This window comes from Raineyella antarctica (assembly GCF_900092135.1).
GTDB lineage: Bacteria > Actinomycetota > Actinomycetes > Propionibacteriales > Propionibacteriaceae > Raineyella > Raineyella antarctica.
The window spans coordinates 309737-329920 of sequence record NZ_FMYF01000001.1 but is presented as its reverse complement, the minus strand read 5'-3'; the positions used below and the strand labels follow the sequence as shown (position 1 = coordinate 329920).

The following is a 20184-nucleotide window of genomic DNA, read 5'->3' as shown; positions in this document are numbered from 1 at the left end:
CCCCGGCGCGGCGCCACGTACCCTCGACTCGTAACGTGTAAAGAACCCCCACGGCAGAGAGGCACCAACGTGCGGTTCAGGACCATGGTCACGGGCAAGATCCACCGTGCCCGGGTGACGGCGGCCGACCTCAACTACGTCGGCAGCATCACCGTTGACGAGGACCTGCTCGACGCGGCAGACATCCTCCCGTTCGAGCGCGTCCAGGTCGTCGACCTCAACAACGGCGAGCGGCTGGAGACCTACACCATCGCCGGCGCCCGCGGTTCCGGCGAGGTCCAGCTCAACGGCGCGGCCGCACGACTCGTCCAGCCCGGCGACCTGGTGATCATCATGGCGTACGGCCAGGTGGCCCACCCGGTGCCCGACCGCTGGCACCCGAAGGTCGTCCTGGTCGACGCCACCGACAACTCGATCGCCCGGGTGATCACCGACGTCGACGACCCGCTCGCCCTGCACGGGCCGATGCCGGCCGACCTCGGCTGACCGTGCGCACGTCGATCGCCGACATCCGGGGCCTGCACGCCCGTGGTGAGCGGATCCCGATGGTCACCGCGTACGACTACACCTCCGCCCAGCTGGTCGAACAGGCCGGCCTGCCGATGATCCTGGTCGGGGACTCGCTGGGCATGGTCGTCCAGGGCCGCGACTCGACCATCCCGGTGACCGTCGACGACATGGTCTACCACTCCCGGATGGTCGTCCGGGGCTGCTCGACCCCCCTGGTGGTCACCGACCTTCCCTTCATGTCGTACGCGACCGAGACCGACGCACTGCGCAACGGCGCCCGGCTACTGGCCGAGGGCGGCGCCACATCCGTCAAGCTCGAGGGCGGCCGCCCGGTCGCCCCGACCGTCCGTCGACTCGTCCGGGCCGGCGTACCGGTGATGGGCCACCTGGGCTTCACCCCGCAGTCGGTCAACCAGATCGGTATGCGGGTCCAGGCCAAGCAGGCCGCGGCCGCACGTGACCTGGTCGACGACGCCCTCGCCCTCCAGGAGGCCGGCGCCTGGGCGATCGTGCTGGAGCTCATCCCCGCCCCGCTGGCCGCCGAGGTGACCCGACGCCTCGACATCCCGACCATCGGCATCGGGGCCGGCCCCGACTGCAGCGGCGAGGTGCAGGTCTGGCACGACGTGCTCGGGCTGTTCAGCGACTTCGTGCCCCGGCACACCCGTCGCTACCGCACCCTCGCGGCCGAGGTCGCCGCCGGCCTGCGCGAGTACGCCGACGACGTACGCTCCGGCGCGTTCCCGACCGCCGCGAACAGTGCCGCGATGGACCCGGCGGTCCTGGCCGACGCCCTCGCGGCGATCGAGGGCCCCGCCTCGGAGCCCCGGTCATGAGGATCGCCACCACCCGCCAGGAGCTGCGCTCCGCCCGGGCCGAACTGCGCGCCGAGGGGGTCGGCTCGCTCGGCTTCGTGCCGACGATGGGCTACCTGCACGAGGGCCACCTGAGCCTGGTCGCGGCGGCCCAGCAGCAGAACGACGCCGTGGCCGTCTCGATCTTCGTCAACCCCACCCAGTTCGGCCCGAACGAGGACCTGGCCTCCTACCCCCGGGACCTGGACCGCGACCTGGCGCTGCTCGAGGCCGCCGGTGTCGACCTGGTCTGGACCCCCGGCGTGGCGGACGTGTACCCGCCCGGCTTCGACACGTACGTGGTGCCCGGCGGCGTCGCCGACGTGCTCGAGGGCGCCCAGCGTCCCGGCCACTTCCGCGGCGTCGCGACCGTCCTCACGGTGCTCTTCCGGGTGCTGCAGCCCCAGCGTGCCTACTTCGGGCAGAAGGACGCCCAGCAGGTGGCAGTCGTACGGCAGGTCGTCCGCGACCTGGTCCTCGACGTCGAGGTGGTCGCCTGCCCGATCGTCCGCGAGCCGGACGGGCTGGCCCTGAGCAGCCGCAACAGCTACCTGACCGCCGCCGACCGGGATGCCGCGACCGTGCTGTCCCGCGCGCTGCGGACCGCCGAGGGCGCCTGGCTGGCGGGCGAGCGCGACGCCACCGCGCTCCGTACGCTGATGCTGGAGGTGCTGGCCGACGAACCCCGCGCCGAGGTGGACTACGTCAGCGTCGCGCATCCCGACTCGTTGGCCGAGCTGTCGGCGGTGGATCCGGCCGTCGGCGCCCTCCTCTCCCTGGCCGTCCGGGTGGGACGTCCGCGGCTGATCGACAACGTCGTCCTGCTGCCCTGTGGCACAGGCGACTGAACGCGCACTGTGGGGTGGCGGCTTTCGGGATAATCTGAGCCTCCGAGAGTCCGTTACGAAGCCGTACGCCCCAGGGAGTTGCCTCACACATGGCCAAGATCATCTACACCCATACCGACGAAGCGCCCTTGCTGGCCACCTACTCCCTCCTGCCGGTGATCGAGGCCTTCGCCTCGACCGCGGGTGTGGAGGTCGAGACCCGCGACATCTCGCTGGCCGCGCGCATGCTGGCCGCCTTCGCGGACAAGCTGCCCACCGACCAGCAGGTCCCGGACGCGCTGACCGAACTCGGTGACCTGGCCAAGACGCCCGAGGCCAACATCATCAAGCTCCCCAACATCTCCGCCTCCGTGCCGCAGCTGAAGGCCGCGGTCAAGGAGCTCCAGGCGCAGGGCTTCGCCGTCCCGGACTACGTCGACGAGCCGCAGACCGACGAGGAGAAGGACAACCGGGCACGGTTCGACAAGATCAAGGGCTCCGCAGTGAACCCGGTCCTGCGCGAGGGCAACTCCGATCGCCGCGCCCCGCTGGCCGTGAAGAACTACGCCCGCAAGCACCCGCACTCGATGGGCACCTGGTCCGCCGACTCGAAGACCCGCGTCGCCACCATGGGCCACGACGACTTCCGCACCAACGAGAAGTCGGTCGTGCTGCCCGCCGACGACACCCTGACGATCACCCTGGTCGGCGAGGACGGGACCGAGAAGGTCCTCAAGCAGAGCCTGCCGGTCCTGGCCGGCGAGGTCGTCGACGCCACCTTCCTGAACGCCGCCAAGCTCGACGAGTTCCTGGCCGAGCAGGTCGCCGCCGCCAAGGCCGACGGGGTGCTCTTCTCGGTACACCTGAAGGCCACCATGATGAAGGTCTCCGACCCGATCATCTTCGGCCACGTCGTCAAGGCGTTCTTCCCGCAGACCTTCGCGCAGTACGGTGCCCAGCTGGACGAGGCCGGCCTGTCGGCCAACAATGGCCTCGCCGCCATCCTCGGTGGTCTGGACAAGCTCGAGAACGGCGCCGAGATCAAGGCGTCCTTCGACAAGGAGATCGCCGAGGGCCCGGCGCTGGCGATGGTGAACTCCGACAAGGGGATCACCAACCTGCACGTCCCCTCCGACGTCATCGTCGACGCCTCGATGCCCGCGATGATCCGTATCGGCGGCCATATGTGGGGCCCGGACGGCGCCGAGGGCGACACGCTCGCGGTGATCCCGGACTCCTCGTACGCCGGCGTCTACCAGACCGTGATCGAGGACTGCAAGGCCAACGGCGCGTACGACCCGACCACCATGGGTTCGGTCCCGAACGTCGGCCTGATGGCCCAGAAGGCCGAGGAGTACGGCTCCCACGACAAGACCTTCGAGATCCCCTTCGCCGGGACCGTCAAGGTCACCAACGCCGCGGGCGACGTGCTGATGGAGCACGCCGTCGAGGCGGGCGACATCTGGCGCGCCTGCCAGGCCAAGGACGCCCCGATCCGCGACTGGGTCAAGCTGGCCGTCACCCGCGCCCGCGCCTCCCGGACCCCGGCGATCTTCTGGCTGGACCCGGAGCGCGCCCACGACCGCAACCTGGCCGACAAGGTCCGCACCTACCTCAAGGACTACGACACCGAGGGCCTGACCATCGAGATCATGTCGCCGGTCGAGGCGACCCGGTACTCGGTCGACCGCATCCGCAAGGGTGAGGACACCATCTCGGTGACCGGCAACGTGCTGCGCGACTACAACACCGACCTGTTCCCGATCCTCGAGGTCGGTACGTCGGCGAAGATGCTGTCGGTGGTCCCGTTGATGAACGGCGGTGGCCTGTTCGAGACCGGCGCCGGCGGCTCCGCCCCCAAGCACGTGCAGCAGCTGCTGGAGGAGAACTACCTGCGCTGGGACTCCCTCGGTGAGTTCATGGCGCTGGCCGAGTCCTTCCGCCACGAGGCCAACAAGGGCAACACGCAGGCCGGTGTCCTGGCCGACACCCTGGACAAGGCGACGGAAGCCTTGCTCGACCAGAACAAGGGCCCGGCCCGCAAGGTCGGCCAGATCGACAACCGTGGCAGCCACTTCTGGCTGGCCAACTTCTGGGCCAACGAGCTGGCCTCCCAGACCGAGGACGCCGCCCTCGCCGCAGCCTTCAAGCCGGTCGCCGACGAGCTGGCCGCCAACGCCGAGACGATCGACGCCGAGCTGATCGGTGTCCAGGGCCGCTCGGTCGACCTGGGCGGCTACTACCGTCCCGACGATGCGAAGACCACCGCGGTGATGCGCCCGTCGGAGACCTTCAACACGATCATCGCCAAGCTGGCCTGATCCGGTCCCTCCGGGGCAGCGGCGTACGTACGAGCCGCAGCAGGATGCGCCGAAGGGGCGCCGGGTTCGTCCCGGCGCCCCTTCGGCGCCAGCGCCTGCCGCAGGGGCGCTTCGACTGCCCGGTTCCGGGGCACGGGCGGCCCCACCCGGGGCTATGGCCGTTAGGTGCGCCGAATCTGTTGGTCCAGCGACAGATTCGGCGCACCTAGGGCCGCGGCAAGGGGCCGGGATACCCCACCGCCGCCCGCACGACCAGGTCGATCACCGGGTACGGGTCGATCTCCACGTGTCGTACGACCCGGTGCAGGATGATGCCCTCCGAGCAGGCGGCGACGGCCGCGGCGGCCACGTCGGGGTCGCGTGCTCCGAGCCGGGCCAGCGCCGCGGTGAGGATCGCCTCCATCATCATGCGTCCCCGCGAGATCGCGGTGCGAAGCTCCGCGTCGTGGCTCGCCTCGAGGAAGAGGGCGAGCCGCGCAGCGGTCCTGGTACGTGCCGGCCCGGTGAGTGCCTCGATGCCCCGGGACAGTCCGACCACGAGTTCCTCCACCGTTGCGGGTCTGAACGAGGGATCCAGTTCGGCGAGCTCCTGCTCCACGATCCAGTCACACACCCCGGCCAGGAGCGCTGCACGCGTCCGGAAGTAGTTCGATGTGGAGCCCTTGGGGAGACCGGACCGCTCGTCGATGCGACCGTGGGTGAGGGCACGAACCCCCCGGGTGCCGACCAGTTCCACCGCCGTCTCGAGCACCTGCGTGCGCCGGTCACCGATGCTCGTCATTCCGCTACCTCCACCCGGGATCGCGCCCCCACTCGTCGCCTACACTAGCAACATAGTGGAATTGAGCTACAATCGTAGTAATTCCGGAATGTGAGCCGTATCACACCAGGCGAGTGGCCTGCTCGCCGCAACAGGGAAGGAACTCCGATGAAGCTCACCGTCTTCCACAAGGAACCCAGGATGGCTGACACGCGCAACATGGGCGTGGTGCACTCGGCAATGCGCCGCGACCTGGTCCGGATCCGCCTGCTCCTCGACGACCCTTCGGCCGACGAACCGGCAACGCGCGAAGCCCTCGGCTCCCATTTCGAGTGGTTCCTGGACTTCCTGGAGCACCACCACAAGGCGGAGGACAAGTGGTTGTGGCCCTTCTTCCGCGAACGGGGAGAGGTCGCCCTGGCTGATGCCATGGCCGCCGAGCACGAGGACGTGAATCCTCGCATGACGGCTCTCCGTGCCGCGGCGGCCTCGTACCGCAAGGGTCAAGCCACCCCGGCTGTGCTGAGCGCAGCTGTCCGTGCCCTGCAGGACGCGCTCGCCCCACACCTGGCCCACGAAGAAGAAGTGGCCATGCCTGTGATGGCCCGCCTGGTCACCCACAAGGAGGCACTGAAGTTCGAGAAGGAGGGCGCCCTCAAGGGTCGGAGCATCCGTGAGATCGGGTGGGACGCGAACTGGATCCTGGACGGCACGAGCGATGACCAGCGTCAGCAGTTCCTGCAGGGAGTCCCTCTCCTCGCACGCCTGCTGGTGTTCGATCGTTACGCCAAGACCTACCGCGCGGACCGCGACGCCCTGTGGGGCGGCACTGCAGCCGCCGACGTACCCGCGCTCACCCCCTCCCAGCTTGCGGCCCAGGACGCCTGAGCCGATCGGGACAGACGAGGCGCGGCAGCCGGGCGACTAGTCTCGAGCCATGTCGCCCCTCGCCCTCTCCGTCCTCGACCTGCTCCCCGTCCGCACCGGCCAGACCACGGCCGACGCCGTGAGTGCCGCCCGTGGCCTGGCCCGGATCGCGGACGAGGCGGGCTACCGACGCTACTGGGTGGCCGAGCACCACAACATGCCATCGGTCGCCTCGACCAACCCGCCGGTCCTGATCAGCTTGCTGGCCGCCGCCACGGAGCGGATCCGGGTCGGCTCGGGCGGGGTGATGCTGCCCAACCACGCCCCGTTGGTGGTCGCCGAGCAGTTCGCGCTGCTGGAGGCCGCGTACCCCGGGCGGATCGACCTGGGCATCGGCCGGGCACCGGGGGCCGACCCGGTCACTGCCTGGGCGTTGCGCGCCGGCGCCGACGGGCAGCAACCCGTCGAGCGCTTCCCCGAGCACGTCGAGCAGGTCCGGGCGATGCTCGAGGGGGCCGGACTCGCCGGCCACCTGGGCGGGCGCAGGTTCACCCTGACCGCCACCCCGCATGCCGTCGCGGCGCCTCCGGTCTGGTTGCTCGGGTCCTCCGACTACTCCGCCCGGCTGGCCGCCCAGCTGGGCCTGCCGTACGTGTTCGCCCACCACTTCTCCGGCCACGGCGTCGACCAGGCGCTGGAGCTGTACCGCACCGGCTTCCGGGGAGAGGGTGAACCGCGCACCTTCCTGACCGCCAACGTCGTGGTGGCCGACACCGAGGAGGAGTCCGACCGGCTGGCGCTGCCGTTCCAGCACATGATGGGCCGGTTGCGCACCAACCTCCCGCCCATCGCGCTGCCGACCGTCGAGGAGGCCGAGGCCCTGGAGCTGCCGCTGCCACCGACGGCCTTCCGGGCCGTGCGGGAGTCGTGGTTCGTCGGCACGGCCGACGTCGTCGCCGACCGGCTGGTCGCCTTCGCCGATCGCTACGGCGTCGACGAGGTGATGGTGCAGCCGGTGGCCGGTGACCAGGCGGCCGATCCGCTGGATCGGACACCGGCCCGCGAGCGCACTCTCCGGCGACTCGCCGCAGCGGTCGGCGCTCGCGGCTGACGCCGCCACCGATCTGCCCTCACCCCCGCGACCGGCGGGGCACCGATCCGGGAAGTGGCCAGCGTCGTCCCACCGCTCGGCGCCGCTGGGACCGGTGCCGCGGCAGGGGCGTACGGACCAGCAGCGCGTGCGCGTCCACGCCGACCTCGAGCTCGAGCACGCCGGCGACGACATCGCCGTCCAGCTGGACCGCCACCGGCTGCTCGGGGGTGACCCGCGCGTGGCTGGTCCGCCCGTACGACAGCGCCCGCACCCTCCTCGGCCGGCCGAACACGCCGAACGCCGCGACCGCCAGCCAGTCGAACGGGCTGCGCAGCGCCACCTCGAGGGTGTCCAGCTGCCCGTCGTCGGGGCGGGCCCGGGGGAAGACAGCGATCCCCCCGGGGATGCGCGGGCAGTTGCCGAACAGGACCGTCCACGTACGGGTCCGGCGCGGCCGGCCGTCAAGGTCGACCAGCATCGGCAGCGGGCGACGCAACGCCTCTCCGATCCCCGCAGCCAGGTAGGCGACCCAGCCCAGCGCGCGCTTGAGCCGCAGGCCGGTCGCCTCGACGGCCCGGGCGTCCCGGCCGATCCCGGCCATCACCAGGAACGTGAGCGGGCCCTGCCACCGCGTGGGGTCCTTGGTGGTCCGCACCCGGGCACGGCCGACGTCCAGGACGAGCTCGCGTCCGGCCAGCGCGGTCCGCGCCGCGCGGGCGGGCCCCCGGCCCAGGCCGAGGTTGCGGGCGAACAGGTTGGCCGTTCCGGTGGGCAGGATCCCCAGCGGGATGCCGCTGCCGGCCAGCACCGAGACCACTTCCCGTACGGTCCCGTCCCCCCCGGCCACGACCACCAGGTCCACCCCGGCCCGCAGCAGTTCGCGGGCCTGGTCGGCACCTGGCCGGGCGACGGTGGTCCGGAGCACCAGGGCCGGCGGTGCAGCGGCCGAGGCCAGGACCCGGTCGAGCTCACGGCGCGCCCGCTCCGCCAGGCGTCCCCTGGGGTTGAGGACCAGCCCGACCCGCGTCTCACGGACGGTCGTGAGGTCGATCCCACCAGCGGACATGCCCCCATCATGGACTGTCGGTGCGCCGCTCGTGGCCCGGGGCGGGGCCCAGCTCCCGAAAACGTCAGAGCGGGTGCCTAGTGTGCTGGGCAGGACGAGCGGAGGAGAGTGATGGGTACCGTCAGGTTCCTGCACACGAGCGACTGGCAGCTCGGGATGACGCGCCACTACCTGGCCGGTGAGGCCCAGGCCCGCTTCACCGGGGACCGGGTCGAGACGATCCGGCGGATCGGTGAGCTCGCCGCCAGCACCGGCGCGGAGTTCGTCGTGGTGGCCGGCGACGTCTTCGAGCACCACAACCTCGGGCGACAGGACGTCCTCCGCGCCCTGGAGGCGATGGGCTCGATCCAGGTGCCTGTCTACCTGCTTCCCGGCAACCACGACCCGCTGGGGCCCGGGACCCTGTGGGAGTCGCCGGACTTCGTCGGGCGGCGCCAGCACAACGTCATCCTGCTGGACGATGTCGGCCCCTGGCCCGTACGTGAGGGCGTGGAGATCGTCGCAGCGCCCTGGCGGACCAAGCATCCCGACAGCGACCCGGTGGCGCCGGCCCTGCAAGGCCTGCCCGCCGACGGGACAGTACGGATCGTCGTGGGCCACGGCATGCTCGCCGAACTGCAACCGGACCGGGCGGCCCTGGAGACCGTCCACCGGGGACCGCTGGATGCCGCCCTGGCCGCCGGCACGGTGCACTACGTGGCGCTGGGTGACCGGCACATCCAGTGGCCCGCCGACGGCGAGCCCGGCCATGACCACGGGGCGATCCACTACTCCGGGGCGCACGAGACGACCGGGTTCCGGGAGCCGGACCGGGGGCGGGTCCTCGAGGTGGTCCTGGCCGACGACCTGCCCACCGTCACCTCCCACGAGGTCGGCCGGTGGCTGCACCACATCGTGCAGGCCGACCTGGACGGCGCGGCCGACATCGACGCACTGGAGGCTCGGTTGGCGGCGCTGGAGCCCAAGGAGCGGATCATCCTCAAGACCCGGTTCGCCGGCACGCTGAGCGTGTCCGACGCGAGCCGCCTGGACGCCCTGCTGGACGCCCAGCGGGAGGTCTTCGCCGCCCTGGACTCGTGGGAGCGGCATACCGATCTCGCGGTGGTGCCCGACGAGGCCGAGTTCAGCGCCTTGGCGGCGGGCGGGTATGTCCTGGAGTCCGCGCACGAGCTCGCGGCCACCGCGCAGGCCGGGGGGCCTGACGCGGACACCGCCCGGGACGCGTTGAAGCTCCTGTACCGCTTCACCGGAGGAGAGGCCCGATGAGACTGCACCGGCTGCACATCGAGAACTTCAAGGCGATCGACACCCGTGACCTGAGCGTGCCGGACACCGGAGTCGTGGTCGTCCAGGGCCGCAACGAGGTCGGCAAGACCTCGATGATCGAGGCCTTCGACGCGCTGATCAGCCTCAAGGACTCCAGCAGGACGAAGACCATCCGCGAGGCGAAGCCGGTGGACCGGGACGACCCCATCGTGGTGGAGGCCGAGTTCACCGTGGCCGGCGAGCGCGTCGTCTACCGCAAGCAGTGGCTCAAGCAGCCCGCCACCACCCTGCGCTTCGTCAGCGGGCCCCGGCAAGGTCGTGCGGTGACCGGCGGCGAGGCCCACGATGCCGCCACGGCGCTGTGGGAGAACTCCGACACGACGCTCTGGAAGGCCATGCGGATCATGCAGGCCAGCCAGTTGGAGGCGGTCGGGTTCGGTGGCAGCACCGTCCTGCGCAGGGCCCTGGAGGCCCAGGCCGGGGGCACCAGTATGGAGGACCCCGAGGCGGACAGCCTCGTCGAGCGGGTGCAGGCAGAAGCGGACCGGTACTGGACCGCGACCCGCAGCAAGCCGAACGCCGACTACCGAGCCCTCCAGACCGCCGCCGAGGAGGCAGGGGCCGAGGTCGCCGGCACGCGGGCCGCTCTCGACGAGGTGGCCACGACCGAGTCGGAGCTGGCGATCGTCCTGGACGACCTCGCGCACCTCGATGACCTCGTCGCCGACCACCTGCTCGAGTGCGACGGGCTGGCCGAGCAGTTGGTCGCCATCACCTCCGCCCACGCGGAACTGGAGAAGGCCGAGCAGGCGGTCGAGCGGACGACCCGCCACCACGAGGCCGTCGCGGCACGCCACGAGCAGCGCGCCGACCTGCGTGACCAGGTGGCCGAGGCCGAGTCGCAGGTCGATCGGCTGACGGCGGCGATCGCCCGGGCCGAGGAGGAGCTCGCCCCGGCGCGCGAGCGTGCCCGGGAGGCCGAGGCAGCGCACGACGCCGCCCAGCAGGCCTGGGACCTGGCCCGGGACGAGGACCAGGTGGCCACCGACGACCGTACCCACCTGCTCGACCTCGGCCGCCTCGCCGACCTGCGCATCACCCTCGACAGGCTCGACGAGCTCCGCAAGCGCATCTCCGGCCTGCGCGAGGCGGCCGACCGGGCGGTGACGACACAGCAGCTGGCCGAGATCGAGCGGGCCGTCGACGCGGCAAGGAGCGCCGAGGTGGCGATCGGGGTCGGCAGCGCCCACCTGTCCGTCACGCCCCTGGGCGACGGCGGCACGCTGGTCCTCGACGGCGAGCCGACCGACCTGACCGGTGACTGGCAGACCCCGGTGGTCCGTGAGACCACCGTCGAGATCCCTGGCCAGTGGCGGATCACGGTCGCCCCCGAGTCCGCCACCGAGACGCGGGCCGAAGCCGCCCGCAGCGCCCGCCAGCTGGTCGCCGACCTGCTCGCCGACCTCGGGGTCGCCGACCCGGAGGAGGCACGGTCCCGTCACCTGGACGCGGAGTCCGCCAGCCGCGCCATCGCGGACGCCGAGGCCGACCGGGACGCCATCTTGCGCAAGGATGACGAGGCCACGCTGCGCGACGAGGTCGAGCACCTGGACGCCAGGACGAGGAGCTACGGCTCCACCCGGACCGGCACCACCCCGCTGCCCGGCTCGCTCGCCGAGGCCGAGGCCCGTGCCACGAGCATCGCCGCTGGCCTCGCGGAGGCCCGGAGTGCCCTGGTGGCGGCGCACACCGCCGCGAGCACTACGCGCGAGGACCTGGCCGCTCGGAGCACCCGGCTCCAGCAGCTGTCCGGGGAGCTGACCAACCAGCGATCCACGCTGACCGACCGCCGGGCGGCACTGGACGCGGCCCGGGCCAAGGAGGGTGACGACGCCCTCGACCTGGCCCTGGCCGAGGCGCGCCATGCGATGGCCGCAGCCGAGGCAGGGGCCGCAGCGGCGGTCGACGTGCTCCGCGGGCTCGATGCCGAGACCGTCACGGCCCGGCACGAGTACGTCACGACGGCCCTGGAGACGACCCAGCGACGCCGGCAGGCCCTGGGGGAGAAGCGCACGGAACTGGACGCCCGGCTGCGGGTGATGGGACGCGACCAACGCCAGGCGGACTACGACCGAGCGCAGACCGGGCTGGTCGCGGCGGAACGGGCCCTAGAGGCGATGACCCGCCGGGCGGAGGCGGCCCTGTTGCTCGAGCGCACCCTGATGGCCCGCCAGCGGGCGGTCCGGGCGGCGTACGTGGCGCCGTTCCGCGAGCGGATCGAGGAGCTGGGCCGGGCGACGTACGGCGATCCCGGCTTCGGAGTGACCGTCGACGACGCCCTGACCGTGACCGAGCGCCGGCTGAAGGGGACGACGCTGGCCTTCGAGCAGCTCTCGACCGGCGCCAAGGAACAGCTGGTGATCCTGATCCGGCTGGCGACCGCGATGCTCGTCGATCCTGTCGAGGGCGTGCCGGTGATGCTCGACGACGCGCTCGGCTACTCCGACCGGCACCGGCTGCAGACGATCTGCCGCGCCTTGTCGCTGGCCTCCCAGACCTCCCAGGTCATCCTGTTCACCTGCCACACCGACCGCTACGCCGGACTGGCGGGAGCCGAGCTGGTGGAGCTGTGAGCTCCGGGGAGCCGTCCGGCTGTCAGTCCTTGTGGGCGGGCGACAGGTTGTCGCACATGGCCTGCAGCGTGTCGACAGCGATCCGGAAGTCCTCGGGACTGATCCCGCGGCTCATGTCGGCCCGGACCTTGTCGACGTCCTGGCGGAGGTCCTCGCAGGCGGTCTCCCCCGCGGTGGTCAGCGCCAGGATCCCGTCGCGCGCGACCAGCCATCCCCGCTGTTCGAGGGCCTTGATCGCCGCATCGAGGGAGTCGCCCTCGTCGCACCGGAACGCGTCCAGGGTCTCGTGCAGGCTCTCCGCGGAGCGTCCACCCCAGGAGAGGGTGCTGAGCACCTGCCACTGGCGGCGGGTGACGTCGTCGTCCTGAAGGGCCTGCTCGAACGCCCGGTTGATCAGCGTGTCGAGGTGCTTGGCCCAGTAACCGATGGGTCGGGACTGCTGTTCGATCATGGCCTCAGCGTAGGTTCGCCCGGGGTCGGAGGTGTCCGGTTGGCTGGATCCGCCCGCCGGCCGCCCTGACCTACTCCACCGCGTCCAGTTCGGCGTCGAGGATCTCCTCCGCAGTGATCGGCGAGCGCTTCGCAAAGGTGTCGATGACCGTCGCGATCGCGGCGTCACCGGTCACGTTGGTGGCGGTGCCGAACGAGTCGATGGCGATGTAGGTCGCGATCATCAGGCCGACCTGCGGTTCGGTGAACCCGAGCATGCTGCTGAGCAGCCCGGCGGCCGTGACGATCGCACCACCGGGAACACCGGGGGCGGCCACCATCGTGATGCCCAGCATGAAGATGAACCCGACGATGACTGCCGGGCTGATGTGCATGCCGTACAGCATCATCACGGCGAGCGAGAAGGTGGTGATCTTCAGGGTCGAGCCGGCCAGGTGGATCGTCGCGCACAGCGGGATGACGAAGGAGGCGACCGGCTCGGAGACGCCGCTGCGGATCGTCTGGCGCAGCGTGACGGGGATGGTGGCGGCCGAGGACGAGGTTCCCAGGGCGGTGGCGTACGCGGGCAGCATCGTACGCAGCATCTTCAGCGGGTTGCGACGGGCCAGGCCGCCCGCGACGCTGAACTGGATCAGCAGCAGCACCACCGTCAGGGCGAAGACCATCAGGATGACGCCGAGGAAGGTGCTGATCACGGTGAAGACCTCACCGGCGGCGGTCATGTTCAGGAAGATGCCGAAGATGTAGAGCGGCAGCAGAGGGATGATGACTGACGAGATGACCTTGTTGACCACGTCGCGCAACTCGGCGAACCCGCGTTCCAGCACGTCGCCGTGGATCGCGGTCAGGGCGACCCCGACGACGAAGGCCAGGATCAGCGCCGACATCACGCCCAGCAGCGGGGGCATCTCGACCTTGAAGTACGGCGCCAGCAGCGCGTCCTCCGGATTGGCCAGGGTGACGGCACTACGGCCGGCCAGCACCCGGGGCAGGAACAGCATGCTGGCCCCGTAGGCGAAGAAGCCGGCGAACAACGTCGACCCGTAGGCGATCGCCGCGGTGGCGAGCAGCCACTTGCCGGCGCCCCGGCCGAGCTCGGAGATGGCCGGGGTGATCAGGCCGACGATGATCAGCGGGATGATGAACGACAGGAAGTTGCCGAACAGTCCGTTGAACGTCACGAACACCCGGGTCAGCCCGTCGGGGAAGAACAGCCCGGTGATGATGCCCAGCACGATCGCGATGAGGATGCGCGGCAGCAATCCGAGCGAGAACTGCTTCTTGTCGTTGATCACCCGAGAAGCGTAATCGACTACTTCAGCAGCCGATCCATCCGCCGATCGTTGAGTCGACGGCCTCCGGTCTGGCAGGTCGGACAGTATTGCAGCGACTTCTCGGCGAAGGCGACCTCGGCGATGTCCGTCCCGCAGACGGGGCAGGGCAGACCGGTGCGGGCGTGCACGCGGTAGAGCGATTTCTTCGTGGCCTTCAGCTTGTCGGGGGCCACGCCGTCCATCGCCTCGGCGGCCGCAGCGTACGTGGCGGCGATCGCCTGGTGCAGCGCGGTGACCGCCTCCGGGGCCAGCCTGTTGGCGGTGGCGAAGGGCGAGAGCCGGGCCCGGTGCAGGACCTCGTCGGACCAGCCGTTGCCCATCCCGGCGAGGACCCCCTGGTCGGTCAGCACCGTCTTGACCCGTGAGGTCGTCCCGGCCAGGACCGCCGCCAACCGGTCACGGTCGAGCTCGCCCGCCTCGGGCCCGAGGCCCGCCACCTGCGGAAGGCCGTCCGGGTCGGGGGTCAGGTAGGCCGCCGCGCTCTTGCGCGTGCCGGCCTCGGTGAGGACCAGGGCCGCGTCGGGCTCCAGGCGTACGCGAAGGGACACCGGCCCGCGGCCCATCCGCACCGGCTTGGCCGGGGCGGGCTCGGCCCAGGACAACCAACCGGCCCGGGCCAGGTGCACCACCAGCCACAGCCCCTCGAAGTCGAGCTGCAGGAACTTGCCGCGGCGCCGGACCTGCTCCAGGCGCCGGCCGACCAGGTCGGCCACCGGGGTGGGTGTCTTCAGGACGTTGATGTCGCCGACCTCGACGCCGGTGACGGCCCGCCCGGTCCCCCGCTCGCGCAGGAACGCGGCGGCTGCATCGAGCTCGGGGGCTTCGGGCATGGGGCCATTATGCCGCCTCTGGGCGCGGACGCACCGGGCCCGGGAGCGGGTTCAGTCCTCGTCCTCGTCTGCTCGCCTGCGGCGCAACCACGCGGGTCGGCGCCGCCCGGACAGGCTGGGTCGGGGCAGCACCAGGGTCGCCGCGCCCGGAAGCTGCCAGTTCTGCCAGCGGGCGAGCAGGCCCAGGACGCCGGCCAGCGCGATCGCCAGCCCCATGCCCCAGGCGTACAGCCCGTTGCTCTGGAGCACGACCATCGCGATGCTGGAGAAGATGGACAGCGTGGCGTACACCGGTTGCCCTCCGAAGACCGACGGCTCCTGGTTGGTCATCACGTCGCGGAGCACGCCGCCGCCGACGGCGGTCAGGACACCGATGAAGATCGCCGGGACCCAGCCGAGTCCAGCGGCGAGGGCCTTCGACGCGCCGGTCGCCGACCAGCATCCCAGGGCCAGCACGTCGGCGACCGAGAGCAGCACCCGGGAGAACTTGTCGTCGAGCACGATGAAGTACGCGATGACCGCCCCGGCGATCGCCCCGGTCAGGTAGAACGGGTCGGTCAGCGCGACCGGGAACCCGATGCTGAGCATGACGTCGCGCATGATGCCGCCGCCGAGCGCCGAACTGATCGCCAGGAACAGGAACCCGATCATGTCGTAGCCGCGCCCGCGGGCCACGGCACCGCCGAGCAGGCTGTTGGCGACCACGCCGATCAGGTCGACCGTGCGGAAGAGCGTGTCTGGGGTGACGTCGTTCACTGCTCAGCTGTTCCAGCGGATCACGGCCGGCGATTCCTTCTCCCGCCCCAGCACCGACACGCTGGCGACCTCCAGGGGGAAGCTCTGCCCGAAGATCAGCGGGAAGTCCAGCCAGCTCAGGGCGAGGACGCGCAGCGAGTGCCCGTGCGCGAAGCAGATCGCCCGCTCCGCCCCGGAGGCGCGCACCCGGGCCACCACCCGGGTCAGCCGGGCCCGGACCTGGTCCGCCGACTCCCCACCGCGGCAGCCGTTGAACCAGATCCGCCAGCCGGGGTGCTGCTGGCGGATCTGGTCGCTCGTCAGGCCCTCGAAGTCACCGTAGTACCACTCGGCCAGGTCCTCCTCGACCTCCAGGTGGTCCCCGAAGCCCGCCAGCTCGGCGGTCCGGCGGGCCCGCAGCCGTGGGCTGCTCAGCACCAGCTGGAAGTCGGCGGGGTTCAGGCGCGTACGCAGCGCCTCGGCCTGCGCCACCCCGGTCTCGGTGAGGTCGAGGTCCGTGATCGACGTGTGCCGACCCGTCCTGCTCCACTCGGTCTGGCCGTGGCGGACGAGGTAGAGCTCGGTCATCGGGGGACTCCGTTCCCGGGAGCGGCCTCCCGCTCACCGCACGAGGTGACGAGCCGCGCTGCGGATGCGGCAGCCGACTCTAACATTTCGGATCGTACGTGGCCCCGATCCACCCGGCGCCCCGCCCCGCCCCGCCCCGCCCCGCCCCGGACCGGGGCGGGGCGGGGCCCCAGGACATCCTCTCGGGAGCCGTGGTGCACGGGCAGAGCGCTCTCAGCGCTGCGCTTCGACCTCCCGGCCCTTGGGCACGGTGGACATGATCGACACGACGGCCAGGGCCACCATGACGAGGTTGAACAGCAGGGCGATGAACGCGGCCTGCCGGACGGCGACGTTGACGGTGAGGCCGTGGTTGACCAGCACGTTGCCGACCAGCTGGATCGGCCCGCCCTTGGCGAAGCCGGTGAATAGCACCAGCGACGCGGCTGCACCGATGGCGCCGCCGAGCGAGCTGGCCATCTTGTAGATGCCCGCGCCGGAGCCGGCCTGGGCCGCGGGCAGGTTGGAGAGTGCGGCGTCGGTCGACGGGGTGGCGTAGAAGGCCAGGCCGAGACCGAACAGCGCGTAGCTGATGATGGCCAGGACCTTGTACTGCTCGAGCAGCAGGTTGGTCGGCAGCAGCAGGATCACGGCCAGGCCGACGATGAGCGAGCCCCAGACCATCGGCTTGCGCGGGCCGAAGCGCTGCAGCAGCTTCTCGCCGACCCGGATGAACCCGATGATGGTGATCGCGTAGCCGAGGGTCAGCAGGCCCGCCTGGGAGGCGCTCATCCTGCCGCCGAGCTGCAGCAGCTGCTGGGAGACGATCAGCATGCCGATGGAGGCGTTCAGGATGAAGTTGGAGATGGTCGCGCCGGTGAACGTACGGTTCTCGAAGAGCTTGAAGTCGACGAAGGGCTGCTCGGCCCCGCGCTCGACCAGCAGGAAGCCGACGATGCCGAGCACGGCGGCCGCGGCGAGAACCAAGGTGAGCGGGGAACCCCAGCCGAACTTGCCGCCGAAGGTCAGCACGACCAGCAGGACCAGCACGGTGACCATGAAGACCAGCATGCCGGCGACGTCGAAGCGCTTCTTCTCGCCGGTGGCGGCGACCTTGGACTCCGGAGTGCCGACGATCATCAGGATGGAGACGACCGAGACGATGATCGAGACGATGAAGATCGCGCGCCAGTTGACCATCGTGGCCATGTAGCCGCCGAAGATCGCTGCCAGGCCGCTACCGCCCCAGGAGCCGATGGACCACATCGACACGGCGCGCTGGCGGGCGGCGCCGTCCCAGTAGGTCTTCACCAGCGCCATGCTGGCGGGCATGATGCAGGCGGCCGAGAAGCCCTGGATCGCACGGCCCGCGAGCATCAGCGGCAGCGAGGCGTTGCCGGTGGCCAGGACGACCAGCAACGAGCCGACGATGGCCATCAGGTTGCCGACCAGGGTGATCTTGACGCGGCCGATCCTGTCGGCGACGCCGCCCATGACCACGATGAACATCCCGGAGAACAGGGCGGTGATGGCGACGGCCAGGTTCATCCCGTCGGCGCTCATCACCTCCCCGCCGCGGTTCAGGTTGGCCAGCACGTTGACGGCGACGGTTCCCATCGTGCCGGCGAACAGCCAGTAGGTGACGACGGCGAGGACGATGCCCCAGAGGAGCTTCTCGGTGCCCTTGTAGCCGGTGTCGGTCGGTTTCATCACGGTAGTGGTCATGTCAGTTCTTTCCGAGGTAGGCCATCGCGGCCACGACGACGGCCTCGGTGCCGGTCGCCAGGGTCGGCTGGATCGCGGGTGCGAATCTGGGGTTGTGGTTGGGGAAGACGGGCATGCCGGGCAGGAAGCCACCCAGGCCCCAGTACACGTACGGCACCCCGAGCTGGTCGGGGATGTTGCTGAAGTCCTCGCTGGCGGTGATCGGGTCGAGGTGCTCGACCCGGTCGGCACCGAAGTGCTGCACGAAGGCGGAGGTGACGACGGTGTTGGTCTCCACGTCGTTGCTGGTCAGCGGGTACTGGTCGTAGTACTCGAAGGTGGGCTCCTGCGGGGAGCCGGAGGCCTCGCACTCGGCCCGCACGATCCGCTCGACGGCGGCGACGATCTTCTCGCGGACGGCGGTGTCGTACGTACGCAGGTTGAGCAGCAGCTCGGCCCGGTCCGGGATGATGTTGCTCTTGGAACCGGCCTGCAGGCTGCCGACGGTCACCACGCCGAAGTCGCTCGGGGAGATCTCGCGGGAGACGATCGTCTGGAGCCGGATCACGATGGAGGCGGCGAGCACCACCGGGTCGACGCCGAGCTGGGGCATGGACCCGTGGGAGCCCTTGCCGAAGACGGTGATCCGGATGGAGTCACCGGCGGACAGCACCGGACCGGCGGCGGTGCCGACGTGGCCGGCCCCGGGCTTGGTCAGCACGTGCTGGGCCATCGCGACGTCGGGGTGCGGGATCTGGTCGGCCAGTCCGGCCTCGACCATCGACCGCGCCCCGGCTGCGGTCTCCTCACCGGGCTGGAACAGCGCAATGTAGGTGCCCGACCAGGCGTCCCGGCGGGCGGCGAGCAGCTCGGCCGCGCCCAGCGCCGCGACCACGTGCATGTCGTGGCCACAGGCGTGCATGACGCCCTGGACCGTCGAGGAGTACTCCAGACCGGTGTCCTCGGTGACGGGCAGCGCGTCGAAGTCGGCGCGGTAGAGCACGTTCCGGCCCTCGCCGTTGGCGAGGACACCGACCACGCCACCACCGACCTGCTTCACCTCGTACCCGAAGGCCGCCAGTCGCTCGGTGATGGTGGCGGCGGTCCGGCTCTCCTGCATCGACAGCTCGGGGTGGCGGTGGAGGTCCTTGTACAGCTCCTCCTGCCAGGCCGTGGTCCCGCCTGATCCGGCGAGGACTGCTTCGGCTGCGTTCACTGCTACCTCCTGTGACGTGGGTGTCCCGGAGCCAGGGCGCCGGAGCGGGGATCGGCGTACGTCGAGCGCGCGCCGCGACGGGAATCGGTCTGCATCCGCGGAGGCAGGAGTGAGCAGCACCGATCACGGATTCCCAAGGGGTGGGGTCCCGGCGCATCGACAGCGGCCTCGGCCCGGGCACGGATCGTCATCGACCGCCCGACAGGCGGGCATCCGAACGATCGGACGGCCCTCACGCCTGTGCTGTCCCGCACGCCGACAGGACACCTGTAAAGGAATACCACCAGCGAAGGAGTGGAAATAAATCCGGAGGCCCGGTTGTCAGCAATTGCCGGGATTCCGGGGCTGGGAGGGTGTTCCGACGCCCTCAGACGCCGCGGCCGGTGAGCCAACCGCCGAGCGTGGCCAGCCAGGAGGCGTCGTCGTGGTCCGCTCCGCGGCGCAGGTCGCCGTCGACGGCACCGTCGCGCAGCACGACCACCCGCCGGGTACGGGCCGCGACGTTGATGTCGTGGGTGACCACCACGACGGTCCGGCCCTCGGCGTTCACCTCGCCGAGCAGGTCGAGGATCCCCCTCGCGGCCGTCGCGTTGAGCGCTCCGGTCGGTTCGTCACCGAAGACCACGGCCGGCCGGTTGACCAGCGCCCGGGCGATCGCGGCGCGCTGGAGCTGGCCGCCGGAGGCCTCGGTGATGTCACGGTCGGCGAGCTCGCCGATCCCCACCCGTTCGAGGAGGCCCCGGGCCCGGGCCACGACGGCGGCCCGGTCCCTCGGCGTGGCCGTGACGCCGGGGAGGACCACGTTGTCGAGGACGGTGAGGTTGCGCAGCAGGTGGACCTGCTGGAACACGAAGCCCATGGTGGTCAGCCGCGCGGCGGCGAGGTCCTTCTGGGACATCGCGGTGATCTCCTGCCCGCCGACGTGGACGGTGCCATCGGTGACCGCGTCCATCCCGCTGAGGCAGTACAGGAGCGTCGACTTGCCCGAGCCCGAGTGGCCCATGATGGCGAGGAACTCCCCTTCGGCGACGGCGAGGTCGATCCCGTGCAGCACCTCGGTGCGGGCGCTCCCCTCCCCGAAGGACTTGCGCACCCCACGGGCACGGATGGCGGTCGACTGGTCGGTGGTGGCGTCGGCGGTGATGGACATG

At 70.9% G+C, this 20184-nt stretch carries 18 protein-coding genes; 8 read left to right on the top strand and 10 right to left on the bottom strand.

The features are described from left to right. The first annotated feature begins 69 nt into the window (after nt 1–69). The 4 genes from panD to GA0111570_RS01490 all read left to right on the top strand — a co-directional run bounded on the left by panD (nt 70) and on the right by GA0111570_RS01490 (nt 4512). Nucleotides 70–486, top strand: coding sequence for an aspartate 1-decarboxylase (panD, locus tag GA0111570_RS01505; RefSeq protein WP_425438590.1), 417 nt, complete (start codon nt 70–72; stop codon nt 484–486). A 2-nt stretch (nt 487–488) separates the two neighbouring features. Next, the gene (gene panB, locus GA0111570_RS01500; protein ID WP_092605628.1) at nt 489–1346 is read left to right on the top strand and encodes a 3-methyl-2-oxobutanoate hydroxymethyltransferase; all 858 of its coding nucleotides are present in this window, start codon (nt 489–491) and stop codon (nt 1344–1346) included. After that, entirely contained in the window at nt 1343–2212 is an 870-nt protein-coding gene (panC, locus tag GA0111570_RS01495) for a pantoate--beta-alanine ligase (RefSeq protein ID WP_092605626.1), read from the top strand. The genes panB and panC overlap by 4 nt, the downstream gene beginning before the upstream one ends. Nucleotides 2213–2301: 89 nt before the next feature. Beyond that, nucleotides 2302–4512: an NADP-dependent isocitrate dehydrogenase gene (locus GA0111570_RS01490; RefSeq protein WP_092605624.1), complete on the top strand. Its 2211-nt coding sequence runs from the start codon at nt 2302–2304 to the stop codon at nt 4510–4512. A gap of 205 nt (nt 4513–4717) precedes the next feature. On the opposite strand, the gene GA0111570_RS01485 is transcribed toward GA0111570_RS01490, so the two are convergent. After that, a complete protein-coding gene (locus GA0111570_RS01485) occupies nt 4718–5293 on the bottom strand; it encodes a TetR/AcrR family transcriptional regulator (protein ID WP_217633963.1) in 576 nt (191 codons plus the stop codon). 147 nt (nt 5294–5440) lie between these two features. Here GA0111570_RS01485 and GA0111570_RS01480 point away from each other — a divergent pair, with 147 nt between their 5' ends. Next, the gene (locus GA0111570_RS01480) at nt 5441–6160 is read left to right on the top strand and encodes a hemerythrin domain-containing protein (RefSeq protein ID WP_092605622.1); all 720 of its coding nucleotides are present in this window, start codon (nt 5441–5443) and stop codon (nt 6158–6160) included. A 49-nt stretch (nt 6161–6209) separates the two neighbouring features. Further along, nucleotides 6210–7250, top strand: coding sequence for an LLM class flavin-dependent oxidoreductase (locus GA0111570_RS01475; protein WP_092605620.1), 1041 nt, complete (start codon nt 6210–6212; stop codon nt 7248–7250). Between the two features lie 19 nt (nt 7251–7269). On the opposite strand, the gene GA0111570_RS01470 is transcribed toward GA0111570_RS01475, so the two are convergent. Further along, on the bottom strand, nt 7270–8298 hold the full coding sequence (locus GA0111570_RS01470) for a diacylglycerol/lipid kinase family protein (RefSeq protein WP_092605618.1): 1029 nt from the start codon (nt 8296–8298) through the stop codon (nt 7270–7272). A gap of 111 nt (nt 8299–8409) precedes the next feature. Between GA0111570_RS01470 and GA0111570_RS01465 the strand changes: the two genes are divergently transcribed. Together GA0111570_RS01465 and GA0111570_RS01460 are read left to right on the top strand one after the other, a co-directional pair. Beyond that, nucleotides 8410–9564 carry a metallophosphoesterase family protein gene (locus GA0111570_RS01465; RefSeq protein WP_092605616.1) on the top strand — a complete coding sequence of 385 codons (1155 nt, stop codon included), beginning with the start codon at nt 8410–8412 and terminating at the stop codon, nt 9562–9564. Then, nucleotides 9561–12197 carry an ATP-binding protein gene (locus tag GA0111570_RS01460; protein ID WP_092605614.1) on the top strand — a complete coding sequence of 879 codons (2637 nt, stop codon included), beginning with the start codon at nt 9561–9563 and terminating at the stop codon, nt 12195–12197. The genes GA0111570_RS01465 and GA0111570_RS01460 overlap by 4 nt, the downstream gene beginning before the upstream one ends. Nucleotides 12198–12219: 22 nt before the next feature. On the opposite strand, the gene GA0111570_RS01455 is transcribed toward GA0111570_RS01460, so the two are convergent. The 8 genes from GA0111570_RS01455 to GA0111570_RS01420 form a co-directional block, all read right to left on the bottom strand. Further along, nucleotides 12220–12648 carry a MarR family winged helix-turn-helix transcriptional regulator gene (locus GA0111570_RS01455; RefSeq protein WP_092605612.1) on the bottom strand — a complete coding sequence of 143 codons (429 nt, stop codon included), beginning with the start codon at nt 12646–12648 and terminating at the stop codon, nt 12220–12222. A gap of 70 nt (nt 12649–12718) precedes the next feature. Next, nucleotides 12719–13942, bottom strand: coding sequence for a dicarboxylate/amino acid:cation symporter (locus tag GA0111570_RS01450; protein ID WP_092605610.1), 1224 nt, complete (start codon nt 13940–13942; stop codon nt 12719–12721). 17 nt (nt 13943–13959) lie between these two features. Beyond that, complete coding sequence (locus GA0111570_RS01445; RefSeq protein ID WP_092605608.1) at nt 13960–14811, bottom strand: DNA-formamidopyrimidine glycosylase family protein; 852 nt, start codon at nt 14809–14811, stop codon at nt 13960–13962. Between the two features lie 51 nt (nt 14812–14862). Next, nucleotides 14863–15567, bottom strand: a complete 705-nt coding sequence (locus tag GA0111570_RS01440) for a trimeric intracellular cation channel family protein (protein WP_092605607.1) — start codon at nt 15565–15567, stop codon at nt 14863–14865. 3 nt (nt 15568–15570) lie between these two features. Beyond that, a complete protein-coding gene (locus tag GA0111570_RS01435; protein WP_092605606.1) occupies nt 15571–16134 on the bottom strand; it encodes a histidine phosphatase family protein in 564 nt (187 codons plus the stop codon). A 213-nt stretch (nt 16135–16347) separates the two neighbouring features. Beyond that, entirely contained in the window at nt 16348–17838 is a 1491-nt protein-coding gene (locus GA0111570_RS01430; protein ID WP_092605605.1) for an MFS transporter, read from the bottom strand. A gap of 1 nt (nt 17839) precedes the next feature. After that, a complete protein-coding gene (locus GA0111570_RS01425) occupies nt 17840–19033 on the bottom strand; it encodes an amidohydrolase (RefSeq protein WP_217633961.1) in 1194 nt (397 codons plus the stop codon). Nucleotides 19034–19400: 367 nt separating this feature from the next. Continuing rightward, nucleotides 19401–20183, bottom strand: coding sequence for an ABC transporter ATP-binding protein (locus GA0111570_RS01420; protein WP_092605603.1), 783 nt, complete (start codon nt 20181–20183; stop codon nt 19401–19403). Between the last annotated feature and the right edge of the window lies 1 nt (nt 20184).